21 protein-coding genes are annotated in these 22,466 nt (G+C 66.3%); 13 read left to right on the forward strand and 8 right to left on the reverse strand.

Features of this window, described 5'->3' with window-relative positions; genetic code table 11:
* On the reverse strand, nt 1-1,414 hold a 1,414-nt coding region (locus ACR65K_RS19495; RefSeq protein ID WP_440154608.1), incomplete at its 3' end, for a hypothetical protein.
* On the opposite strand from ACR65K_RS19495, the gene ACR65K_RS19500 reads away from it, so the two are divergent.
* Genes ACR65K_RS19500 through xerD form a run of 9 tightly spaced genes read left to right on the forward strand, consistent with a single transcriptional unit; the run spans nt 1,307 to nt 10,724 of the window.
* Nucleotides 1,307-2,329, forward strand: a complete 1,023-nt coding sequence (locus ACR65K_RS19500; RefSeq protein ID WP_440154609.1) for a hypothetical protein — start codon at nt 1,307-1,309, stop codon at nt 2,327-2,329. The two genes, ACR65K_RS19495 and ACR65K_RS19500, sit on opposite strands and share 108 nt — an antisense overlap.
* Before the next feature lie 6 nt (nt 2,330-2,335).
* Entirely contained in the window at nt 2,336-3,325 is a 990-nt protein-coding gene (locus ACR65K_RS19505) for an HAD-IIA family hydrolase (RefSeq protein ID WP_440154610.1), read from the forward strand.
* Between the two features lie 9 nt (nt 3,326-3,334).
* Nucleotides 3,335-3,586: a hypothetical protein gene (locus ACR65K_RS19510; protein ID WP_440154611.1), complete on the forward strand. Its 252-nt coding sequence runs from the start codon at nt 3,335-3,337 to the stop codon at nt 3,584-3,586.
* Entirely contained in the window at nt 3,586-4,401 is an 816-nt protein-coding gene (locus ACR65K_RS19515; RefSeq protein WP_440154612.1) for a TlyA family RNA methyltransferase, read from the forward strand. The genes ACR65K_RS19510 and ACR65K_RS19515 overlap by 1 nt, the downstream gene beginning before the upstream one ends.
* Nucleotides 4,402-4,414: 13 nt before the next feature.
* Nucleotides 4,415-5,440 carry an NAD kinase gene (locus tag ACR65K_RS19520; protein WP_056331776.1) on the forward strand — a complete coding sequence of 342 codons (1,026 nt, stop codon included), beginning with the start codon at nt 4,415-4,417 and terminating at the stop codon, nt 5,438-5,440.
* A gap of 4 nt (nt 5,441-5,444) precedes the next feature.
* Complete coding sequence (recN, locus tag ACR65K_RS19525) at nt 5,445-7,184, forward strand: DNA repair protein RecN (protein ID WP_440154613.1); 1,740 nt, start codon at nt 5,445-5,447, stop codon at nt 7,182-7,184.
* Nucleotides 7,185-7,211: 27 nt separating this feature from the next.
* Nucleotides 7,212-9,002, forward strand: a complete 1,791-nt coding sequence (gene pyrG, locus ACR65K_RS19530) for a CTP synthase (protein WP_440154614.1) — start codon at nt 7,212-7,214, stop codon at nt 9,000-9,002.
* Between the two features lie 25 nt (nt 9,003-9,027).
* On the forward strand, nt 9,028-9,687 hold the full coding sequence (locus ACR65K_RS19535; protein WP_440154615.1) for an NUDIX domain-containing protein: 660 nt from the start codon (nt 9,028-9,030) through the stop codon (nt 9,685-9,687).
* Entirely contained in the window at nt 9,687-10,724 is a 1,038-nt protein-coding gene (xerD, locus tag ACR65K_RS19540) for a site-specific tyrosine recombinase XerD (protein WP_268760576.1), read from the forward strand. Before ACR65K_RS19535 ends, xerD begins: the two co-directional genes overlap by 1 nt.
* A gap of 4 nt (nt 10,725-10,728) precedes the next feature.
* On the opposite strand, the gene ACR65K_RS19545 is transcribed toward xerD, so the two are convergent.
* Nucleotides 10,729-11,418 (reverse strand): hypothetical protein, encoded by a 690-nt coding sequence (locus tag ACR65K_RS19545; RefSeq protein WP_235565113.1) that lies wholly within the window; start codon nt 11,416-11,418, stop codon nt 10,729-10,731.
* Between the two features lie 75 nt (nt 11,419-11,493).
* Here ACR65K_RS19545 and ACR65K_RS19550 point away from each other — a divergent pair, with 75 nt between their 5' ends.
* From ACR65K_RS19550 to ACR65K_RS19560, 3 genes are all read left to right on the forward strand, one after another.
* Complete coding sequence (locus ACR65K_RS19550; RefSeq protein ID WP_056331766.1) at nt 11,494-11,976, forward strand: 8-oxo-dGTP diphosphatase; 483 nt, start codon at nt 11,494-11,496, stop codon at nt 11,974-11,976.
* Nucleotides 11,977-12,135: 159 nt separating this feature from the next.
* On the forward strand, nt 12,136-12,645 hold the full coding sequence (locus ACR65K_RS19555) for an RNA polymerase sigma factor (RefSeq protein ID WP_440154616.1): 510 nt from the start codon (nt 12,136-12,138) through the stop codon (nt 12,643-12,645).
* 2 nt (nt 12,646-12,647) lie between these two features.
* Nucleotides 12,648-13,610, forward strand: coding sequence for a hypothetical protein (locus tag ACR65K_RS19560; protein WP_440154617.1), 963 nt, complete (start codon nt 12,648-12,650; stop codon nt 13,608-13,610).
* 76 nt (nt 13,611-13,686) lie between these two features.
* Here ACR65K_RS19560 and ACR65K_RS19565 read toward each other — a convergent pair whose 3' ends face one another.
* The 4 genes from ACR65K_RS19565 to ACR65K_RS19580 form a co-directional block, all read right to left on the reverse strand.
* Entirely contained in the window at nt 13,687-14,826 is a 1,140-nt protein-coding gene (locus ACR65K_RS19565) for a bifunctional 2-methylcitrate synthase/citrate synthase (RefSeq protein ID WP_440154618.1), read from the reverse strand.
* A gap of 63 nt (nt 14,827-14,889) precedes the next feature.
* Nucleotides 14,890-15,792 (reverse strand): methylisocitrate lyase, encoded by a 903-nt coding sequence (gene prpB / locus ACR65K_RS19570; RefSeq protein WP_440154619.1) that lies wholly within the window; start codon nt 15,790-15,792, stop codon nt 14,890-14,892.
* Entirely contained in the window at nt 15,793-17,313 is a 1,521-nt protein-coding gene (locus ACR65K_RS19575; protein WP_440154620.1) for an MmgE/PrpD family protein, read from the reverse strand.
* Nucleotides 17,306-17,962 (reverse strand): GntR family transcriptional regulator, encoded by a 657-nt coding sequence (locus ACR65K_RS19580; RefSeq protein WP_440154621.1) that lies wholly within the window; start codon nt 17,960-17,962, stop codon nt 17,306-17,308. Before ACR65K_RS19580 ends, ACR65K_RS19575 begins: the two co-directional genes overlap by 8 nt.
* A gap of 171 nt (nt 17,963-18,133) precedes the next feature.
* Between ACR65K_RS19580 and ACR65K_RS19585 the strand changes: the two genes are divergently transcribed.
* A complete protein-coding gene (locus ACR65K_RS19585) occupies nt 18,134-20,038 on the forward strand; it encodes an AMP-binding protein (protein ID WP_440154622.1) in 1,905 nt (634 codons plus the stop codon).
* Nucleotides 20,039-20,073: 35 nt separating this feature from the next.
* Here ACR65K_RS19585 and ACR65K_RS19590 read toward each other — a convergent pair whose 3' ends face one another.
* A complete protein-coding gene (locus tag ACR65K_RS19590) occupies nt 20,074-20,787 on the reverse strand; it encodes a response regulator (protein ID WP_440154623.1) in 714 nt (237 codons plus the stop codon).
* A complete protein-coding gene (locus ACR65K_RS19595; RefSeq protein ID WP_440154624.1) occupies nt 20,784-22,418 on the reverse strand; it encodes a sensor histidine kinase in 1,635 nt (544 codons plus the stop codon). The genes ACR65K_RS19590 and ACR65K_RS19595 overlap by 4 nt, the downstream gene beginning before the upstream one ends.
* Nucleotides 22,419-22,466: the final 48 nt, after the last annotated feature.

The following is a 22,466-nucleotide window of genomic DNA, read 5'->3' on the forward strand; positions in this document are numbered from 1 at the left end:
CACCGGAATCAACCTCCCCGCAGCGAAAACAGCCAAACAGCCGACCCAATGACTCCACACAGCTTGACAATCTGCGGGCGTCCCAAGAAAACCAGCAGGATGTGAGCGGGCGTCCCAGGAAAACCCGCAGGATGTGAGCGGGCGTCCCAGGAAAACCCGCAAGATGTGATGGAGCGTCACGGGAATACCCGTCAAAGGTTGGCGGGCGTCGCTGTGAAGATGGCCACGATACCGCCGCCAGGGCACCCACTGTCCAGCGGGATTTTGTGGCTCCACTAGAATTGATGAAGATGTACGGACTTCGAAGCGCTTGATTTCGGGTTGCGTAGGAAACGAAACGAGCGGCTGCAGTTGCGCCAGTGGTCGGCTCACAACAGGAGGAATCCATATGGCCGAGCACAACGGGGGCAACCGCGGCAACGACCGTGGCGCGTTCCGCGGCAACAACAACTCCGGTGGGGATCCCCGCGGATTCCGGTCCCGGTCCGACCGCGACGGCAACAACTCCTCCCGTGGTGGTTCTGCCGGTGATGGTGAACGGAAGCCTTATGGTGACCGCGATCGCAAGCCGTTTGGTGATCGGCCGCGCCGCGATGGCGAAGGTGATCGTCGTGGTTTTGGTGGCGGAGCCGGTGGCGGTGAGCGGAAGCCTTACGGTGACCGTGACCGCAAGCCGTTTGGTGATCGCCCCCGTCGCGATGGCGAAGGTGATCGGCGTGGTTTTGGCGGCGGCGCCGGTGGGGGTGAGGGGAAGCCGTTCGGTGATCGTGACCGCAAGCCGTTTGGTGATCGTCCGCGCCGCGATGGTGAGGGCGACCGGCGTGGTTTCGGCGGCGGTGATCGTGACCGTAAGCCGTTTGGTGACCGTCCCCGCCGTGACGGTGAGGGTGACCGCCGTGGTTTTGGCGGCGGCGATCGTGACCGTAAGCCGTTTGGTGATCGTCCCCGCCGTGATGGCGAGGGTGACCGTCGTGGTTATGGTGGCGGAGCCGGTGGCGGCGAGCGGAAGCCGTTTGGTGACCGTGACCGGAAGCCGTTTGGTGACCGCCCCCGCCGTGACGGTGAGGGTGATCGTCGTGGTTTTGGTGGCAGCGATCGTGACCGTAAGCCGTTTGGCGACCGTCCGCGCCGTGATGGCGAGGGTGACCGCCGCGGTTTCGGCGGCGAGAACCGCAAGCCGTTCGGAGACCGGCAGGACCGGGCACCGCGCAGCTTCGACCGCGGTGACGCACGTGGCGAATCCGGCCGCGGCGGATCCGGCCCCCGTGGCTTTGGACGCGACCGCCAGGAGGAGCGCCCTGCCCGCGTGCCCAACGCCGCTGACCTTCGCAGCGCCAACCGTCCTGACCGGGAACGCTCGCCCGAGATTGACGAGGACGTCACGGGCAAGGAACTGGACCGCGCCACGCACCACCAGATCAAAACCCTTGAGCCCAAGAGCGCAGAGTGGGTGGCCCGCCACCTGGTGATGGCCGGCCGCCTGATTGACGACGAGCCCGAGCTTGCCTTCCAGCACGCTCTTGCTGCCAGCCGCCGCGGTGGAAGGCTCGCTGCCGTCCGTGAAGCCGTTGGCCTGACTGCCTATGCTGCCGGCCACTACGGCGAGGCACTCCGCGAGTTCCGCACCTTCCGCCGGATCAGCGGCTCCAACGTACACCTGCCAGTGATGGCCGACTGCGAACGTGGCCTGGGGCGCCCCGACCGCGCCCTCGATGTTGCCCGCTCGGAGGAAGCCCAGGACCTTGACGCCCCCGGCAAGGTGGAACTGGCCATCGTGGCGGCCGGTGCCCGGACCGATCTCGGCCAGCTGGACGCGGCAGTGGCCGAACTCGAAATCCCGCAGCTGGATATCAACCGTGCTTTCTCCTACAGCCCCCGCCTCTTCCGCGCGTACGCCGATGCACTGGCAGCGGTAGGACGCCAGGAGGAATCGGAAAAGTGGAGCCGCCAGGCCGTTGTGGCAGAAAATGCCCTGGGCCAGGGCGCGGACCAGGAACCCGAAATCATCGACCTCGGCTGGGACGAGGAAGAAGAGGCACGGGAAGAGGCTGAACGGCGCAGGCTCCTGGAGCGTGCGTCCACAGCTGCCGGGACAGAAGCCCCCGCCGAAACCACCGCAGCAGTTGAACCGGAGGACTCCCGCGCCGCCAAAGCGGAGGCGGCACAGGACAGCAACCTCGACGACCAGGACGCGGATTACTTCGTCTCCGACGACGCCGAATCGGACCAGGACTCCGTGGAACCCGACGAGCTGGGTACCGCAGCCGCTGAGGACGCCGACGCGGAGGGTACCGCTGCCGCCCACCACGATGAAGAGCGCCGGGACTGAACAGTCATGAGTGACATTTCGCTGGTCTCGCGCTTCGATGCGCTCCTCGCAGACCTGGATGGCGTGGTCTATGCCGGGCCCAACGCCATTCCCGGAGCCGTGGAATCGCTGCAGCAGCTCTCGGGTCTGGGAATCGGCCTCGGCTACGTGACCAACAACGCTTCCCGCTCTCCGGGCGAGGTTGCAGCACATCTCCGCGAGCTGGGTGCGCCTGCCGAGGACGACCAGGTGGTCAGCTCCTCCCAGGCGGCTGCCGAGTTGCTTGCCTCACTGCTGGCGCCGGGGTCAAGGATCCTCATCACGGGAAGCCCTGCGCTTGCCCGGGAAATCGAGCTCGTGGGCCTGGTGCCCGTAGCCAGCCAGGCGGAGGACCCAGTGGCGGTGGTCCAGGGGTTCAGCCCCGCCATTGGCTGGAAGGACCTGGCGGAAGCCACCTACGTTGTGTCCGCCGGGGCGCTGTGGGTGGCCACCAACACGGACATGTCCATTCCCCAGGCGCGGGGCATCGCTCCGGGTAACGGCACCCTGGTTGCCGCCGTCGCTGCTGCTACCGGCCAGCAGCCCCGGGTTGCCGGAAAGCCCGAGGCACCGCTGTTCCACTCGGCCGCCAAGCGCCTCGGGGCCGAGCGTCCCCTGGTGGTGGGCGACCGGCTGGACACGGACATCCTGGGCGGCAACAATGCAGGCTTTGCCACCGTGGCTGTCCTGACCGGCGTCGACACGCGCGAAACCATTCTCGCCGCAAGGTCGGCGGAACGGCCCAACTACATCATCGGGAACCTGACGGATCTGCACCGCCCGTACCCGGAAGTGACGCACGACGACGGCACTTACATGTGCGGCCAGTCAACGGCGCGCGTGGCCAACGGAGCGGTGGGCATCATTGGCAGCAAGGACCACCTCGACTCCTGGCGTGCCGCATGCGCAGCCTGGTGGGCGGAGACGCCCGATTCCGCGGCCCCCCAGGCGCCCAAGCTGGTGTGGCTGGATCACTAGACTGGTTCAATGACTGAGCTGACTGAACCGGACCACGCCGCAGCCCGGCCGGCACCCGAGTGGCCGCAGCCAGGCGGCCAGGACATCGCGGATCCGGAGGTGGCACAGGCCATCGCCGGGCTTCTCGACCTGCCCGGGCTACCTGTCGGGGACCACGAGACCGTCTACAACGGGCTTCATGATGAACTGCTGGCGGCCCTGAACAGCGACCCCGCAGAGACCGGTCCTGCCGCGCCCGGTCCCGCGGGAGGCGCAGCCTGATGCCAGTACGCCTCGACCAGGCACTGGTGGCGCGCGGGCTGGCGAGGTCCCGCACGCATGCGGCGTCCCTGATCGGCGAAGGCAAGGTCAGTTCCGGCGGCCAGGTCCTCACCAAAGCCTCGCTTCAGGTGGACGACAGCCGCGACCTCGCCGTCCACCACGATGACCAGGACACCTACGCCAGCCGCGCCGGCCACAAGCTGGCCGGCGCCCTCGACGCCTTCCCCGATGTCTCCGTGGAGGGCAAAAGGTGCCTCGACGCCGGCGCCTCCACCGGGGGCTTCACCGACGTCCTCCTTCGGCGGGGCGCCGCACACGTGGTGGCGGTCGACGTCGGGCACGGCCAGTTGGTGCCGCACCTCCGCGACGACCCGCGCGTGGATGTCCACGAAGGGATGAACGTCAGGTACATGGCGCCGGCCGACATTGGGGGCCCCGCCGCCCTGACCGTAGCGGACCTGTCCTTCATTTCCCTCACCCTGGTGGTCCAGCCGCTGGCGGACTGCACCGAACCCGGCGGTGACCTGGTGCTGATGGTCAAGCCCCAGTTCGAAATCGGCAAGGACCGCCTGGGCCGCACCGGCGTGGTCACGTCCGAGCGCGAGCGGCGGATGGCCGTGGAGAAGGTGGCCAGGGCAGCGCTCGACGCCGGCCTGGACCTTTGCGGCCTGGCGGCCAGTCCACTGCCCGGGCAGGACGGAAACGTCGAATACTTCCTGTGGATAAGACGCAGGATCAGCAAAGACTTGCCTAAGATCGAAGAGCGAGAGGCAGCAGCCGCTGCGTTGCTCGGACAAATCTGGCCGAACCACTAGAGAGCGGATCCTGATGAGCAGGCGTGTACTGGTCCTTGCCCACACTGGCCGCGAGGAGTCGCTGAAAGCTGCCTGGGAAGCCTGCGCCCTGCTGCACGCCTCCGGCATGGTTCCCGTGATGCAGGAGTCCGAGCTGGGGGACATGGAACGGTTCTTCGGGCACCTGGCCCAGCCGGTGGAGGTCCTTCACGACCATGTCCAGCTGCCCGATGTGGAACTGGTCATGGTCCTCGGCGGCGACGGCACCATCCTGCGGGCTGCCGAACTGGTCCGCGACGTGGATGTGCCGCTGCTGGGCGTCAACCTGGGCCATGTGGGTTTCCTGGCTGAAAGCGAACGCGCGGACCTTGCCCAGACGGTGGAGTGGATTGCGAGCCGCGAGTACACGGTTGAAGAGCGCATGACCATCGACGTCCAGGTGTGGGTCCGGGGCCAGAAGATTTGGCACACCTGGGCTTTAAACGAGGCTGCGATCGAAAAGGCGAACCGCGAACGCATGCTCGAGGTCGTGACCGAAGTGGACGAGCGTCCGCTGACGTCCTTCGGCTCCGACGGCATCGTGCTGGCCACCCCCACAGGGTCCACCGCCTACGCGTTTTCCGCGGGCGGACCGGTGGTCTGGCCGGAGGTGGAGGCCCTGGTAATTGTGCCGATCAGCGCCCATGCGCTCTTTGCCAAGCCCCTTGTGGTGTCGCCGCGGTCAAAGCTCGCGGTGGAGGTCCTGGGCCGTACGGACGCCCAGGGTGTGCTGTGGTGTGATGGCCGGCGCTCGGTGGATTTGCCGCCCGGCGCCCGCGTGGAGGTGACCAAGTCCGCCACTCCCGTCCGGCTGGCCCGCACCCACCAGACGCCGTTCTCGGCCCGCCTGGTGCGCAAGTTCGAACTACCCATCCACGGCTGGCGGGGCCCGGTGCCCAAGTCTGATGCGGTGCATACCGGCCCCATTCCCATCGTGCGGACGCCGCGGCCCATGCCGCCGCTGCCGGTACCGCACGTGGAGAACCCCGGCAGCGATCCCGATCCGTCGACTGCAAAGTGAAACCATGCTTGAAGAACTGAGAATCCGCGATCTCGGCGTCATCACCGACGCAACGCTTCCGCTCGGCCCGGGATTGAGCGTCGTGACCGGTGAAACCGGCGCGGGCAAGACCATGGTGGTCACCGCCGTCGGGCTGCTCCTGGGCGCCCGTTCGGATGCCGGGGCGGTCCGCAGTGGCGCCAAGAGCGCCACGGCTGAAGCCGTGCTGAAGCTGGACGCCGGGCACCCGGCCATCGCCCGTGCCCTTGATGCCGGTGCTGAGGCGGAGGAGTTCGACGGCGGCGCGGAGCTGATTTTGGCCCGTCGCCTGGGTGCGGATGGCCGCAGCCGTGCGTTCCTGGGCGGGCGGGCTGCCCCCGTGGGCGTCCTGGCCGAGATCGGTGAGTCACTGGTGGTGGTGCACGGCCAGTCGGACCAGATCCGGCTCAAAAGCGCCACGGCGCAGCGTGAGGCCCTGGACAAGTTCGCCGGCGACGCCCTGGCCGGCCCGCTGGCCAGCTACCAGGAGCTGTACAACCACTGGAAATCCAGCCAGGCGGAGCTGGACACCCTGCGCAGCGCGGCACGGGACCGGCTCCGGGAAGCAGAATCGCTCGAGGCAGCCTTGGCGGAGATCGACGAGGTGGATCCGCAGCCGGGGGAGGACGAGCTGTTAAAGGCTGAGGCCGTGAAGCTTGCCAACGTGGAGGAGCTGCGGATCGCCGCCAGCACCGCACACCAGGCACTCATCGCTGAGGACTTCGGCGAAACCGGGGACGCCACCACGCTGGTGGATTCCGCCAAAAGGACCCTGGAACACGTGGCCGAGCACGATGCCGAGCTGGGTTCCGCAGCTGCCCGGCTCGCCGAGGTGGGTTTCCTGCTCAACGACATCGCCACCGAACTCGCAAGTTACCAGGCCGGCCTGGACACGGAGGGCCCGGAACGGCTCGCCGAAATCGAGGACCGGCGCGCCGCCCTGGCCAAGCTGGTCCGCAAGTACGCCCCCACCATCGACGAAGTGCTGGAGTGGGCGGAAAAGGCGCGCGTCCGCTTTGACGAGCTGCAGGATGACTCGTCCCGCATCGAGGCCCTGGATGCGGAAGTGGTCCGTGCCGAAGCGGAACTGAAGAAGCAGTCGGCTGCCATCAGCAAGATCCGCGCCAAGGCTGCCAAGGACCTCTCCGGCCGGGTCAGCGCTGAACTCAAGGCCCTGGCCATGGCCGACGCCACCCTGGTGATCACCATTGAGCCGGCGGGGCAGCTGGGCCCGCACGGCGCAGACGAGATCAGTTTCCTGCTGCAGCCGCATTCCGGCGCCCCGGCCCGGCCGCTGGGCAAGGGCGCGTCCGGTGGTGAACTGTCCCGCGTCATGCTGGCCATCGAAGTGGTGCTTGCCGCCGTCGACCCCGTCCCCACCTTCGTCTTCGACGAGGTGGACGCGGGCGTTGGCGGCCGGGCCGCCGTCGAGATCGGCCGGCGCTTGGCCATGCTGGCACGCCACGTGCAGGTGCTGGTGGTCACGCACCTGCCGCAGGTGGCCGCCTTCGCGGACCAGCACATCACCGTGACCAAAACCGCAGTCAGGGGAGCCGACGGCGGCACGGCCACCGGGTTCACCTCCAGTGACGTGCGGCTGCTTGACGGCCCGGAGCGGGTGCGGGAGCTCGCCCGCATGCTGGCGGGCCAGGAGGACTCGGAATCGGCCCAGGCGCACGCCCAGGAACTGCTGGACGACGCAAAGCTCCTGCCGCAGCGGGCCTGACGGAACAGCCACGGGAAGGCGCAATTGATGATAGGCTCGAATTCCGTGGTGCAGCGATCAAATTCCCGTGTAAATTCCCGGTTCCCGGGCTCCTCCAAGACGACCAAGCACATCTTCGTCACCGGCGGTGTGGCGTCCTCGCTCGGCAAGGGACTGACGGCGTCCAGCCTTGGTCATCTGCTGCGGGCACGCGGCCTGTCCGTCACGATGCAGAAGCTCGATCCCTACCTGAACGTGGATCCGGGCACAATGAACCCGTTCCAGCACGGCGAGGTCTTCGTCACCGACGATGGCGCCGAGACTGACCTGGACATCGGGCACTACGAGCGCTTCCTTGACGAAAACCTCGAAGGCTCCGCCAACGTGACTACCGGGCAGGTGTACTCCACGGTGATTGCCAAGGAGCGCCGCGGCGAGTACCTCGGAGACACCGTCCAGGTCATCCCGCACATCACGGATGAGATCAAGCGCCGCATGCGCCTGCCCGCAGAGGGCAAGAACGCCCCGGACGTCATCATCACCGAAATCGGCGGCACCGTGGGCGACATCGAGTCCCAGCCGTTCCTTGAATCCGCCCGCCAGGTCCGCCAGGACATCGGCCGCGGAAACGTCTTCTTCCTGCACGTCTCGCTGGTTCCCTACATCGGCCCGTCCCAGGAACTGAAGACCAAGCCCACCCAGCACTCCGTGGCTGCGCTGCGCTCCATCGGCATCCAGCCCGAGGCGATCGTGATCCGCTCGGACCGCGAAGTGCCCGAGGCCATGCGGGAAAAGATCGGGCGCATGTGCGACGTCGACATCGACGCCGTGGTGAACGCCGCCGACGCCCCGAGCATTTACGACATCCCCAAGACCCTGCACGGCCAGGGGCTGGACTCCTACATCGTCCGTGCCCTGGACCTGCCGTTCAAGGACGTGGACTGGACCAGCTGGGACAAACTGCTTGAAGCGGTCCACAACCCCAAGCACCATGTCGAGATCGCCCTGGTGGGCAAGTACATCGATCTCCCGGACGCCTACTTGTCGGTCACCGAAGCGCTGCGCGCCGGCGGTTTCGCCAACGAAGCCAAGGTCAAGATCCGCTGGGTCCCGTCCGATGAATGTGAAACCCGTGAAGGAGCCATCAAGGCACTCGACGGTGTCGACGGAATCTGCGTGCCCGGCGGCTTCGGCATCCGCGGCCTCGAAGGCAAGCTCGGAGCCCTGAAGTTCGCCCGGGAAACCAAGCTGCCCGTGCTGGGCCTCTGCCTTGGCCTGCAGTGCATGGTGATCGAGTACGCCCGCAACGTGGTGGGCTTGGAGGGCGCCTCCTCCAGCGAGTTCGAGCCGGACTCCAAGTACCCGGTCATCGCCACGATGGAAGAGCAGCTGGAGTACGTTGAAGGCCGCGGCGACCTGGGCGGCACCATGCGCCTTGGCCTGTACGAAGCCAAGCTCGACGAAGGCTCGGTCATCGCCGGAACGTACGGCAAGACCACCGTCAGCGAACGCCACCGGCACCGCTACGAGGTCAACAACAAGTACCGCCAGCAGATTGCCGACAAGGGGCTGGTCTTCTCCGGCACCTCCCCGGACGGCAAGCTCGTGGAATTCGTTGAACTGCCTGCAGATGTCCACCCGTACTACGTGGCCACGCAGGCGCACCCCGAGCTGAGCTCGCGGCCCACCCGCCCGCACCCGCTGTTCGCCGGCCTGGTCCAGGCTGCCTTGAACCACCAGACCGCAAACCACCCGCACGCAGGGCAGGCCGGCGTTGCCGACACGGCCGTTCCCGCGGCCGGGGAGCCTGCTGCATCGGGTACCGTTACCGCTAAGTAGTCAAGAGAACACAAAGGACGGCGCGATGCCTGGTACACCTGAAGCCACCCCTGCCAAACAGGTTTCGGATGCACCAAGCCCGCGCCGTCTTTTGTCTACCGAGAAGGTTTACCAGGGCCGGATCTGGGACGTCGTCAGCGACACCTTCCAACTCTCGGAGTCCGGCGACGCCCTCACCCGCGATTACATCGACCACCCCGGCGCGGTCGCGGTCCTGCCCATGAACGACGAGGGGCAGGTCCTGCTGTTGAAGCAGTACCGGCATCCGGTGGGCATGGACCTTTGGGAGGTACCTGCCGGACTGCTGGATGTCGAAGGCGAAGGCTTCGTGGAGGGTGCCGCCCGCGAACTCGCCGAGGAAGCGGACCTCGCCGCCGGCACTTGGAACGTCCTGGCCGATCTCTTCAATTCCCCGGGATCCTCCAGCGAGGCCATCCGCATCTACCTCGCCCGTGACCTCACGGAGGTTCCGCACCACGATCGCCATGAACGGACGGACGAGGAAGCGGAGATCGAGTTCCATTGGATCAGCCTGGACGATGCCGTGGCGTCCGTCCTGGCCGGGCGACTGCACAACCCGTCCGCCGTCGTCGGGATCCTTGCGGCTGCTGCCGCCCGCGCCGCCAACTATGAAGGACTTCGCCCCGCCGACGCCCCCTGGCCCGCGCACCCCAGCCAGCGCTGATGGCAGGTGCTTCGGTAAGCGCGGGTGCTTCGGCTGAAGAGGCGTCTGCGGTTGACCCGGTTCCGGGCCACGGAACTGCTGCCGCTGCCCCTGCACCAGTGCCTCCCGCGATCGAGCATGGAATCACCGACTACCTGCAGCACATGGGGGTGGAACGCGGACTGGCCGCGAACACCCTGGCAGCCTACCGCCGCGACCTGGCCCGGTACGCCCGCTACCTGGCAGCAGCCGGCTGCACCCGGCCGGAGGACATCAACCGGCACCATGTCACCGGTTACGTCCGCGCCCTTTCGGATGGATCCGACGGCGGCTCCACCCTGGGTGTCCGGTCAGCGGCCCGGACGGTGGTAGCCGTCCGCGGCCTGCACAAGTTCTGGGCCCTCGAGGGCTACACGCCGGCCGATCCCGCCCGCGAGGTCCATCCCCCCATGGCCGGCAAGCGGCTGCCCAAGGCCATCAGCGTAGACGAGGTGACCCGCATCCTTGAGGCGGCCGGAACCGACACCGCTGCCGGACTGCGGGACCGCGCCCTGCTCGAATTCCTCTATTCCACCGGCGCCAGGATCAGCGAAGCAGTGGGACTGGACGTGGACGACATCTCCCTTGCAGAGCCGGAATCCGGGCCTGCCATTGTCCGGCTGTTCGGCAAGGGATCGAAGGAACGGCTGGTGCCCCTGGGCTCCTACGGCGCCCGCGCCCTGGACGCCTACCTGGTCCGCGGCCGGCCGCTGCTCGCCGCCAAAGGCAAAGGCACCCCCGCCCTGTTCCTGAATGCCCGCGGCGGCAGGATCAGCCGGCAGAGCGCCTGGACCATCCTGAAGGCCGCGGCGGAGAAGGCCAACATCACCCGGGACGTCTCGCCGCACACCCTGCGGCACTCCTTCGCCACCCACCTGCTCGAAGGCGGCGCAGACGTCCGCGTGGTCCAGGAACTCCTGGGTCACGCATCCGTGACCACCACCCAGGTGTACACGCTGGTCACGGCCGATACGCTCCGGGAGATCTACGCCGCCGCCCATCCCCGGGCGCTCGGCTGAAGTTCTAGAACACCGCTTCGATGGTCAGTTCCACGGGGCCGAGCAGGAAAGCCAGCACCGAGGTGCCCATGCCGGCGAGCAGCATCAGTCCCGGATGCGCCAGGCCGATTACCACCCTCCGTAGACGTGGCCGGCCGCGGAGGAACGATTTCGGTACCCGCGAGAGCGTGGGCACCTGCCGCCAGCCGCGCAGTCTCCGTAGGAACCAGGCGCACCTGGCAACAAACGCCAGCCACAGGACGGCCACCACCAGTGGGACCAGCGCCGCCATCAGTGTGAAGCCCAGGGCGGTGACCTCGCGCTCGGAGTCACCTGCCATGGCCTGGATGGTGGTTGAGATGGAGGCACTCAGCACCACCGAGACGGCCCACACCATGAATGCCGCAACGAGGGCCAGGAAACGCACGAAGAACAGGCCCAAAACCGACTCCCTGGCGGCCTTCACTTGGTGCCGGGGCGTCACGTGGAGCACGGCCAGGGTGCTGAGCAGCGTGGGGAGGGCAGCCGCAGCCACCAGCAGGTACCACGTCCACCCTGCCAGGTCCACGAATTCATCGGTGACAATGAGCGCTGTCCAGACTCCGGCCCAGGCCCAGCCCCAGTACAAAGGGTTGCGTACCAGCCACTCCGGCAGGCGGGCGTCAATGGTCGAGTTGCGGGCCGGCCGTATCCCGTGTGCTGTTTCGGGAGTCACACGTAGAGCTTGGCATATCCGCCGGCCCCATGGCGTGTCCCGCTGGGAACTTCCGGACCCCCTAGGCTTGAACGCATGACTGCAGCCCGGGTTACTCTTTGCTTCCTGCTCCGCGACGGCGCCGGTGGGACCGAAGTGCTCCTTGGGCTGAAGCAAACAGGTTTTGGCCGCGGCAAGATCGTGGGCGTCGGCGGCCACGTGGAACCGGGGGAGTCGGACGTCCAGGCCGTCATCCGGGAGGTCTTTGAAGAAACCGGCGTAGTGCTGCAAATGGAAGACCTGGCCGACGCCGGGTCGGTCCACTTCGTCTTTCCGGCCCGGCCGGAATGGGATATGCACACCAGGCTCTTCACCGCCCGGACATGGCAGGGCGATCCGGCACCCAGCGAGGAGATCCTGCCCGAATGGTTCCGCGTGGATACGCTGCCGGTGGACCGCATGTGGCAGGACGCCGACCACTGGCTGCCGGTGGTGCTGGAAGGCCGCGCGGTGAACGTGGTGGTCACCATGCATACCGACAACGAATCCGTGGCCTCGTCCCGGAGCCTGCTGGAGTAGCCAGGCGCCACGGCCACGGTCCCGGCAGTGACAGGCAGGGCGGGCGCAGTAGCGACGACGCGGACAACAAGTTGCCGGACAGTTGTAACCATCCGGGAGTTACCGGAAACGATACGGTTAGCCTGCAGATCAGGACACTACGCATTCTTCGGGGGGAACGTGCTTTCAGAGCGCGAACTGGCGTTTATCGCCTTATACAAGGACAGCTATCCGCGAATCCACAAATTCGTGCATCGTCGGGTTGATAATTCGGAGTTGGCCGAGGAGTTGGCTGCCGACGTATTCCGCATCGCCTGGCAGAAGTGGGACGGCGGTTCCAATATGGAAATCTCTTGGTTGTTTACGGTCGCCCGCAACGTTATTGGCAACGCCTACCGTGGGCGCGAGAGGCGGCGTGCCCTTCAGCAGCGGCTCGAGGCTTTCTCATGCCAAGGCGATGCCCGGGACAGCGACAGCGCTCTGGTGGAGTCAGCCCTGGGGACCTTGCGTGAGAGGGACCGCGACATTCTGCAGTTGGCGTACTGGGACGAGCTGACAATCGCGGAAATTGCCGCTGTTCTCCGGTGTTCACAATCGGCGGCAAAGGTCCGCCTGCATCGGGCCAGGGAGGCGTTCCGCAGCCTTCTGCCTGCTCTTTGCGCTTCAATCGACCAGGAAGTGGGGGCTTAATCATGGACGCCATCAAGTACCTCATTGCAGGTGCGGACCCTGTGGGACAGCACGCTGACGTTCCCGACCCGGCGAGGGTGCTGCAGGGTATTCTCTCGCGACCGGAGGTCTTTGAGGACCGGGTACCGATCGATGTGCCGACACTGAAGGAACGGAGGGGACGCCGGGCCAAGGTCGCGGGGGTCATGGCGGTCGCTGCCGCGGCAGTGACGACAGGTGTGCTGCTGGCCATCAACCTCGGTCCCCTGGCAACTGTGCCTTCCCCGGCGGCTACCTCCACCGCTGAGGCCCTTCCCACATCGACAGCAAGCAGGCCTTCCACCCCGACTCCAGGCCCAAGCGTGACGCCACAGCCGGAACCAGCAGCCTCCACCGCCGCCAGTTCCATCCCACCTGCCGACGACTGGCTGACCTACACCAGTGCCGACGGGAAGGTGTCTTTCGACCACCCCCAGGAGTGGAAGGTCGTGCCCAGTCCCGGCAGCCCCGAGTATCCGGCGCTGGCCCTGGATGTACAGGACCGGGAGGGAAAGAACATTGCATCCCTCCACTTCGGGGCTTCGGGGGGTATCGGCGGTGCATGTAACGCGCCCGTGCCCTACGAGGTTCTGGATTCCCTGGAACTCCCGCTGCCATACAACGCTGCTGCGTCAGACGTCATAGCGCCAAGGTTTGCATACCGCGCCCTGATTGAACCTGGCAGGGTTACTGCGTCCTACGGCATCACCAGCAGCGCGGCCGGAAAGAACGGGCGGACGTGCATGTTCTACAACGTGGTCAGCGGCCCCGCGGAGTCAACTCTGTATTCATTTGCAGACAATTTCCAGGTGTCAGCGGGCGGTTCGCGGAGTACCAACACCAAGATCTTCAGCTCGCTGGATGAAGCCCGTGCGTACATGCTTTCGCCCGAGTACATCAACGCCAAGCGCATGATCACGTCACTGCAGATCCGCAGCGGGCAGTAGTCGTCCGACGGCGGGCGGGCACCGGTCGCATTTACGCGAAAGGTGCCCGCCCGCCGTCGGACGTTCCTGTCAATGGTTACGGAAGGTGCCGCTCCTCCGGACCGATGTACTCGCTCAAAGGCCTGATCAGCGAGTTGGCGTCCAGCTGCTCCATGATGTGCGCGGTCCAGCCCGTGATCCGGCTGGCCACGAAAAGGGGAGTAAACGTAGGTGTATCGAAGCCCATCAGGTGGTAGGTGGGCCCGGCAGGATAGTCGAGATTCGGCTTAATGCTTTTCGCCTCGTCCATCGCCGATTCCAGGCCGTTGTACAGCCCCAGCAGTTCGGGCCGGCCGTAGTGGGCAATCATTTTGTCCAGTGCGGCCTTCATGGTGGGGACCCTGGAATCGCCATGCTTGTAGACGCGGTGTCCGAAGCCCATGACCTTCTTCTTCTGCGCCAGGGCATCTTCCATCCATGCCTTGGCCCGGGCCGCTGCTTCCTCCAGGGACTCCTCCTGCCGGATGCCGATCTCGTCGAACGTGTGCATCACGGCTTCGTTCGCGCCGCCGTGCAGTGGGCCCTTCAAGGCCCCGATGGCACCGGTCACGGCGGAATGCAGGTCCGAGAGCGTGGAGGTGATAACCCGGGCCGTGAAGGTGGACGCGTTGAAGGAGTGCTCGGCGTAAAGGATCATGGAGACGTTGAAAGCCTCCACCACCTCCGGCACCTGTTCTTCGCCAAAGGCCATCCACAGGAAGTTCGCCGAGTAGCCGAGGTCTTCGCGGGGTTCCACCACGTCCTGCCCGTGGCGACGGCGCTGGTCGTAGGCCACAACCGCAGGCATGGCGGCGAAGAGGTCAACGGCCTTGGTCATGTTCGCTTCCCGGGAGGAATCCTCCGCCAACGGATGCCGTGCCCCCATGACGGAGGCGGCGGTCCGGCAGACGTCCATCGGGTGCGAGGTGAGGGGCAGGGCATCAATCACCTGTTTCACCACCGGATCAAGGGCGCGGCCGGCGCGCTCCCGTGCCGTGAACTCCGCAAGCTGGTCCTTCGCGGGCAGTTCGCCGTTCCACAGCAGGTAGGCCACTTCCTCGAAGCTGCACCTGGCGGCCAGCTCCTGGACAGGGTAGCCGCGGTAGAGCAGGGAGTTGGTGTCCGGGTTGACCTTGGAAACGGCGGTGTAGTCCACCACCACGCCGGCAAGGCCCTTTTTGATCTCATTTTCAGCCATGCTGAAACTCCTTTGTTCCTAAAGCCTGTTGGTCCGGCTGCTGCCGGCATTCCGGTGGTTTGTTTAGGTGCCGGGGATCTGGAAGTTGAAGACTCCGGTGTCGAAGCGGTTGTAGGCCTCATAATCAACCAGGTCGTAGAGCCGGGCACGGGTCAGCATGCTTGGAACCTGTGCCTCCTGGCTGCCGTCGGATTTGATCGATTCCAGAGTACGCTCAGCGGCGCCCATGGCACTACGGAGCAGCGTTACCGGGTAAATCACCAGGTTGACCCCGACCCCCGCCAACTCGTCGACGGTGAAGAGGTCACTCTTTCCGAACTCGGTCATGTTGGCCAGGATCGGCACGTTGACGGCATCGCGGATGGCCTTGAACTCGCTGAGGTCCTTCATGGCTTCAGGGAAGATCGCATCCGCGCCGGCTTCAACGAGGGCCTTGGCACGCTGCTGCGCCGCCTCGAGTCCGTCGGTGGCACGGATGTCGGTCCGGGCCATGATCAGGAAGTTCGGGTCCCGCCGGGCATCGGCGGCGGCCCGGATCCGCTTGGTGGCGGTGTCCAGGTCCACCACGTTCTTGCCGTCCAGGTGGCCGCAGCGCTTGGGGTTGAACTGGTCCTCGATGTGGCAACCGGCCAGGCCGGCGTTTTCAAGCTCCTGGACGGTGCGGGCCACGTTCATCGGTTCGCCGAAGCCGGTGTCGGCGTCGACGATCGACGGGAGGTCCGTCATGCGGGCAATTTGCCCGGCCCGGGTAGCCACCTCGGTGAGCGTGGTCAGGCCGATGTCCGGCAGGCCAAGGTCGTTGGCCAGGACGGCGCCGGAGATGTACACCCCGGCGAAGCCCTTCTCCTCGATCAGCCGTGCCGAGAGCGGATTGAACGCTCCGGGGAACTGTTGGATTGTCCCGGAGGCAAGCAGTTCCCGGAACCGGAGCCGCTTCTGCTCGGGAGTGGTCTTTGAGTACAGCATTTAGAACAGTCCCTTCGGCGCGGCCGCGGGGTCGATGACGCCGGGAGCGGCGGTGATGTTCAGCTGGTCCAGTTCCCCGGCGGTGAGGTGGGGGAGGCGTTCGACGGCGGCGAGGAACCTGTCGATCTCGGCTTCCTCCACCAGCCCGGCGGCGAGGGTCCGGAACTTGTTCACGTACTGTTCCCGGGCGAACGGCCGGGCACCGAGCGGATGGGCGTCGGCAACGGCGATTTCATCGGTGATGACGGAGCCGTCCTTGAGCGTGATCTCCACCGAGCCGCCGAACGCCTTCTCGGCAATGTCCAGGGAGTGGTAGCGGCGGGTCCATTCCGGGTCCTCCACCGTGCTGACCTTCTGCCACAGCTCCACGGTGTCCGGGCGTGCGGCGCGCTGCGGGGCGTAGGAGTCCACGTGGTGCCAGGCCCCATCCTGCAGGGCCACGGTGAAGATGTACGGGATGGAGTGGTCCAGGGTTTCCCGGGACGCGGTGGGGGAGTACTTCTGGGGGTCGTTGGCGCCGGAGCCGATGACGTAATGCGTGTGGTGGCTGGTCTTGATCAGCACGGATTCCACGTTGTCCGGGTCCGTGACCTCGGGGTGTTCGCGGTGCAGCTTGCGGGCAAGGTCGATCCAGGCCTGTGCCTGGTATTCGGCGGAGTGTTCCTTGGTGTACGTGTCCAGGATGGCGCGCTTGGCTTCACCGGGGGTGGGAAGCGGAACCATGTAGGACGCGTCCGGGCCATCCAGCATCCAGGCGATGACGCCGTCTTCGCCTTCGTAGATCGGCACGGGGGAGGTCTGGCCGCGCATGGCCCGGTCTGCGGATTCGATGGCCATCTTGCCGGCAAACGCCGGGGCGTGTGCCTTCCAGGTGGAGATCTCTCCCTTGCGCGACTGCCGGGTGGCGGTGGTGGTGTGCAGCGCCTGGCCCACGGACTGGAAGATGGTTTCGACGTCGAGCCCCAGCAGGGTGCCGATGCCTGCGGCTGCGGAGGGGCCCAGGTGCGCCACGTGGTCGATCTTGTGCTTGTGCAGGCAGATGGCCTTGACCAGGTTGACCTGGATCTCGTAGCCGGTGGCGATGCCGCGGATCAAGTCGTGGCCGCTGGCGCCAACGTGCTGGGCGACGGCGAGGATCGGCGGGATGTTGTCACCGGGATGGGAGTAGTCGGCAGCAAGGAAGGTGTCGTGATAGTCCAACTCGCGGACGGCCACGCCGTTGGCCCAGGCGGCCCATTCCGGGGCCACCCGTTCCTCGATGCCGAACACCTTCGAACCCTTACCGCCGGTGGTGGGGCCATGGGTGAGTGCCTGGGCGCGGGCTGCGACGATGGGTGCCCGGTTGAGGGATGCGATGGCCACCGAAGCATTGTCGATGACGCGGTTGATCACCATGTCGGTCACTTCGTCAGACACAGCCACTGGGTCGGCCGCAACCTGGGCGATCTTGTACGCGAGCTGGTCCTCACGCGGGAGGTTTTCTTCGCTCCGATAGACGCGGACGTGGTGTTCCTTAACCATGATGCTCCTTTGGGTGGGATGAGTGGGTCGCTTTGACGTGGGAGAGGCTGCGGTGCAGGTGGACGATGGTCGCCGCCTCTGCAAGCCGTGGATTGCCGGCCGCGATGGCCTCTGCGATGGCGGCATGCTCGGCGGCGGCGGCAGTGAGGCGGCAGGCGTCGTCGGCGGCAAGCCGGCGGATCCGGACCAAATGCACGCGCAGGCTCCGCATGGCCTGGGCCAGGTAGGAGTTGGAGATGGCAGCATCGATCGCTGCATCCAGCCGGCCCACCAGTTCGTAGTATTCATGCAGGGCAGGGTGGTCGCCGCCGATCAACTCCGGAGCCCGGAGCAGGTCACGCTGCAGGTGCTCGAAGGTACGGGCGTCGCCGCGGCGCGCGGCCAAGGCCGCCGCCCTGCCTTCGAGGGTTTCGCGGAGCTCGAACAGTTCGTCGATGTCCTCCAGGGAAATGTCGCTGACCACCACGCCGCGGCCGCCCGCCGTCGTCAGGCCTTCCGCCGTAAGGCGGCCCAGGGCTTCCCGCAACGGAGTTCGCGAGACGCCCAACCGCTCGGACTGTTCCACCTCGGCAAGGACCGTCCCTGGGGCCAGGCGCCATTCGATGATGTCGTCCCGCAGGGCGGCATAGGCCTTGTCGCTGGCGCGCATGCCTGTCTCCTTCCTCGGCTGATGGCTCCAGTGTATACACAACTGCCCTGAGTTTGGGAAGAAACTGAAATAGCGGGTGATAACTGGCTCTTCTGTATACAAACCTCTTGTTAGCCGGGGAGGCGCAAGCTACCATGAGCTGCATCACAATGTCGTGGACGGGATTACGTTATGGTCAGCAACAGCTATCGGGACACCTACCGGCGCAGCATTGAAGAGCCGGAAGACTTCTGGCTGGAGGCGGCGGAAAAGATCCACTGGACCGCTGCTCCTGCCCGGGCACTGGACTCCAGCCGGGCGCCGCTCTACAGCTGGTTTCCGGACGGCTCACTGAATACCTGCTACAACGCCCTGGACCGGCACGTCGCCGAAGGCCGGGGAGAGCAAGATGCACTGATCCATGACTCCGCCATGCTGGGAACCCGGCAGCGTTTCACCTATGCCGAACTGACCGGCCTCGTGGCGCGCTTCGCCGGCGTTCTGCGCGGCCACGGCGTGGGCAAGGGGGACCGCGTGGTCATCTACATGCCGATGATCCCGGAAGCCGCCATTGCCATGCTGGCAACAGCCAGGCTCGGCGCTGTCCATTCCGTGGTCTTCGGCGGGTTCGCGCCCAAAGAGCTAGCGGCCAGGATCCGGGACGCGGCACCTGCTGCGGTGGTCACCGCCTCAGGCGGGATCGAACCCACGCGCCGCATCGAGTACCTGCCGGCCGTCGCGGAGGCACTTGAGCTGGCAGGCACCCGGGACATTCCCGTGCTGGTCAAGGAGCGGGACGGCTTCGCCTCCAAGGCGGCGGACCATGCCGCTTGGCTGGACTGGGACACGGAAATGGCAGCCGCGGAACCGGCCGCTCCCGTTGACGTAGAGGCCACCGACCCGCTTTACATCCTCTACACATCGGGGACCACGGGCACTCCCAAGGGGGTGGTCCGGGACAACGGCGGCCACGCCGTCGCCCTGCGGTGGACGCTGGAGAATATCTACGACGTCGGCCCGGGCGACGTGATGTGGACCGCTTCGGATGTGGGCTGGGTGGTGGGGCATTCCTATATCGTCTACGGGCCGCTGCTCGCCGGCGCCACCACGGTGATGTACGAAGGCAAACCGGTGGGGACCCCGGATGCGGGTGCCTTCTGGCGGGTGGTCCAGGACCACAAGGTCAACGTGCTCTTTACCGCGCCCACGGCGCTGCGGGCCATCCGCAAGGCAGATCCGGAGGCATCACTGCTGGGCGGGTATGACATCTCCAGCCTTCACACCCTGTTCACTGCCGGTGAGCGGCTGGACACGGACACGTTCCACTGGGCATCCCGGGTCCTTGGCGTGCCGGTGGTGGATCACTGGTGGCAGACCGAGACCGGGTGGGCCATCTGCGCCAACCCCCGCGGCCTGGAGCCCCTGCCCATCAAGGCCGGTTCCCCGAGCGTTCCGATGCCCGGTTACCGGCTCCGGATTCTCGACGGAATGGGCGGCGACGTGGCACCCGGCACCGAGGGCAACATCGCGCTGGGGCTGCCGTTGCCACCCGGCACGCTGGCCACCCTGTGGGGAAACGACGAACGCTTCATCTCCTCTTACCTGACGGCCTTCGATGGCTGCTATGCCACCGGCGACTCGGGTTACCAGGACCAGGACGGGTACCTCTTTGTCATGGGCCGCACCGACGACATCATCAACGTCGCCGGCCACCGGCTCTCCACCGGGGCCATCGAACAGGTCATCGGCCAGCACCCTGCGGTGGCGGAGTGCGCAGTGATCGGCCTTGCCGATTCCCTCAAGGGCCAGCGTCCCAGTGGCTACGTGGTGCTCAAGTCCGGTGTCGACATTCCTGAGGACGTCCTGGCCAAGGACCTGGTGGCATTGGTGCGCCGGGACATTGGTGCTGTTGCGGACTTCAAGCAGGTGACGGTGGTGGATGCCCTGCCCAAGACCCGGTCGGGGAAGATCCTCCGCAAGACCATGCGCCAGATAGCGGACGGCGAGGAGTACACCGTGCCTTCCACGATTGAGGATCCAGGGGTCATCGACCAATTGATCGGAGCGCTCCGGGTGGATGGACCGGCGGCCGGCTGAGGGGAATCGAAGGACTGTTGAAACGCCGGTTCAGCTCAGCGGGGGTTCCAGCGGTATTCATTTTCCGGCCTGCCGGGGGTGCCATAGCGGGCGGTCCGCGAAACAGTGCCGGCATCGGCAAGGTATTCGAGGTAGCGTCGCGCTGTCACGCGTGACATTCCCAGGGCGTCCATTACTTCGGTGGCGGACACTGCTTCCGGCTGCCCGCGAAGAAACTCCTGGACCGAGCCCAGGGTCGAGGTGGAAAGGCCCTTGGGGAGCGGGAGTTCGGACGGCGCCCTGAGGCTGGCAAAAGCCCTGTCCACTTCACTTTGGGACGCACCCCCCTTGCCGGGACCGCCGCTGGAACCGCCCAGTTGCTGGCGGAACAGGCGGTAGTTTTCGAGCTTGTCGGAAAACGTGGCGAACGTGAAGGGCTTGATCAGGTACTGGACCACACCGATTGCCACCGCGCTGCGGACGATTGCCAGTTCACGCACAGCCGTGATGGCGATGATGTCCGCGAGGATCCCCGCCGAACGCATCCGCCGGGCAATGTCCAGGCCATGAAGGTCGGGCAGGTTCATGTCCAGCAGGACCAGTTCCACCGGCTGCCCCGCGGCCACGAATTCGGTCAGCAGCCGCAGGGCAGACTTGCCGTCGGGGGCGGTCCCGGCCAGCTCGAATCCTTCCAGCCTCCCCACGTAGGCAGCGTGGGCCGCCGAAGCGATGGCCTCGTCTTCGACGACGAGGACCCGGATGTTGCTCACTGTCTGTGCTCCTTCTCCGCGGACACCGCTGCGGGCAGGAATACTTCGAACTTGGCGCCGCGCCGGCCGTTGATGGCCAGCGTACCGCCCAAACGCTGCACAGCCTGCCGGACCAGCGCAAGGCCGATGCCCCGGCCTCCCGGCCCTGCCGGCTTCGTACTGAATCCGTGCCGGAAGATCTTTTCTGCATCGGCGGGGTCGATGGGCGTCCCGGAGTCGTTGACGGCGATGTCCAGGCCTTCGTCGTCGGCCTCCAGCGTCAGTTCCACACGCCGGGGAGGCGGTGCATCAGCGGCGGCGTCGATGGCGTTGTCCAGCAGGTTGCCCAGGATGGTCACCAGGTCCTGGACGGCCACCCCGGGTGCCGTGCCGGAGCCCAGGGTGGACACGTCCAGCTGGACTCCACGTTCGTGGGCCTTGGCCACCTTCCCCATGACCAGTGCGCCTACCACCGGTTCATCGATCGAGCTCACCATGTCATCCGTCAGCTGCTGGCTCAGGGCCAGGTCCTGGGTGGCAAAGTCCAGGGCCTCCCCGGTTCTTCCCAGTTCCAGGAGCGAAACCATGGTGTGCAGCCGGTTGGCGTGTTCGTGGGTCTGGGCGCGCAGGGCGTCGGAAAGGGTCCGCATGGTCTGCAGTTCGTTGCCGAGCGCTTCGATCTCTGTCCGGTCCCGGAGGGTGGCAACCGTGCCGTACACAGGGACCTTTCCCCGGGACCCGGGGGATTCCGGGCCCCGGGCCGGGCCCTGGTTGACCACCAGCACGCGGGAATCGGTCAGGACCATCTCGTCCTTGGTGCTCCGTCCAGATTCGAACAGGCTCCGCAGCTCTTCGTCGAGGGGAAGGTCTGCCAGCGATGGGGGCCGGGTGGGATCGTTGCTGCCCGTGTCCGCCAGGCCCAGCAGTTCGGCAGCCTGGTCGTTGTACATCACCACGCGCTTCCGCGCATCGATGAGGATCAGTCCTTCACGGACCGAGTGCAGCACCGATTCGTAGTAGGCGAACAGCTGCGCCAGCTGCTCAGGACCCCAGCCCCTGGTTACCCGCCGCAGATACCTGCCCAGCAGCCACGACGCCAGGGAGCCGCCCACAAGGAGGGCTACGCCAACGGCCAACAGGACGGGAAGGCGCCCGGCGAAGGCGATATCGACGCTGCGGACGGTGACACCCACCGCCACGAGCGCTTTCACCGTCCCCGCGGAATCCTTGACCGGGACAATCGTCCGCACCGACGGGCCCAGCGTCCCGGCCGTGACTTCGGTGAATGGCTGGCCACGGAGCGCGGCGTCAATCGATCCAATGTACGGCCGGCCCAGCTCCTCGTCCCTCGGATGGGTCCAGCGGGTACGGTCGGGAGCCATGATGGTGACGAAGTCGACGTGGGCTGCCGTGGTCACATCCCTGGCATATGGCTGCAGGAGGGCGGACGGATCCGGCGTGGAGGCAGCCTGGAGCACCAGGGGATTGGCGGCTATGGAGGCGGCCACTCCTTCCATCCGGCGGCCGGCCTCGTCATAGGTCCGGTCCCGGGCGTCCACGTAGGCGGCGGTTCCCACGATGGCGATAAATGACACGACGATCAGCAGGTTGGCCAGGAACAGCCGGCGGGCGATACTCCAGCGGTGGATCATGCCTGCCTCTCGTCGGCCCTGCGGATGCCGCGACCAATATGAACGCAA

It is taken from the genome of Arthrobacter sp. SAFR-179, assembly GCF_059414945.1.

What these genes read in the sequence shown, in the direction of transcription:
- ACR65K_RS19505 (WP_440154610.1), top strand. Translation starts at nt 2,336, where the DNA reads ATGAGTGACATTTCGCTGGTCTCGCGCTTCGATGCGCTCCTCGCAGAC.
- pyrG (WP_440154614.1), top strand. Translation starts at nt 7,212, where the DNA reads ATGATAGGCTCGAATTCCGTGGTGCAGCGATCAAATTCCCGTGTAAAT.
- ACR65K_RS19585 (WP_440154622.1), top strand. Translation starts at nt 18,134, where the DNA reads ATGGTCAGCAACAGCTATCGGGACACCTACCGGCGCAGCATTGAAGAG.
- xerD (WP_268760576.1), top strand. Translation starts at nt 9,687, where the DNA reads ATGGCAGGTGCTTCGGTAAGCGCGGGTGCTTCGGCTGAAGAGGCGTCT.
- ACR65K_RS19535 (WP_440154615.1), top strand. Translation starts at nt 9,028, where the DNA reads ATGCCTGGTACACCTGAAGCCACCCCTGCCAAACAGGTTTCGGATGCA.
- ACR65K_RS19520 (WP_056331776.1), top strand. Translation starts at nt 4,415, where the DNA reads ATGAGCAGGCGTGTACTGGTCCTTGCCCACACTGGCCGCGAGGAGTCG.
- ACR65K_RS19575 (WP_440154620.1), bottom strand. Translation starts at nt 17,313, where the DNA reads ATGGTTAAGGAACACCACGTCCGCGTCTATCGGAGCGAAGAAAACCTC.
- ACR65K_RS19560 (WP_440154617.1), top strand. Translation starts at nt 12,648, where the DNA reads ATGGACGCCATCAAGTACCTCATTGCAGGTGCGGACCCTGTGGGACAG.
- ACR65K_RS19515 (WP_440154612.1), top strand. Translation starts at nt 3,586, where the DNA reads ATGCCAGTACGCCTCGACCAGGCACTGGTGGCGCGCGGGCTGGCGAGG.
- ACR65K_RS19550 (WP_056331766.1), top strand. Translation starts at nt 11,494, where the DNA reads ATGACTGCAGCCCGGGTTACTCTTTGCTTCCTGCTCCGCGACGGCGCC.
- ACR65K_RS19510 (WP_440154611.1), top strand. Translation starts at nt 3,335, where the DNA reads ATGACTGAGCTGACTGAACCGGACCACGCCGCAGCCCGGCCGGCACCC.
- recN (WP_440154613.1), top strand. Translation starts at nt 5,445, where the DNA reads ATGCTTGAAGAACTGAGAATCCGCGATCTCGGCGTCATCACCGACGCA.
- ACR65K_RS19580 (WP_440154621.1), bottom strand. Translation starts at nt 17,962, where the DNA reads ATGCGCGCCAGCGACAAGGCCTATGCCGCCCTGCGGGACGACATCATC.
- ACR65K_RS19595 (WP_440154624.1), bottom strand. Translation starts at nt 22,418, where the DNA reads ATGATCCACCGCTGGAGTATCGCCCGCCGGCTGTTCCTGGCCAACCTG.
- ACR65K_RS19565 (WP_440154618.1), bottom strand. Translation starts at nt 14,826, where the DNA reads ATGGCTGAAAATGAGATCAAAAAGGGCCTTGCCGGCGTGGTGGTGGAC.
- prpB (WP_440154619.1), bottom strand. Translation starts at nt 15,792, where the DNA reads ATGCTGTACTCAAAGACCACTCCCGAGCAGAAGCGGCTCCGGTTCCGG.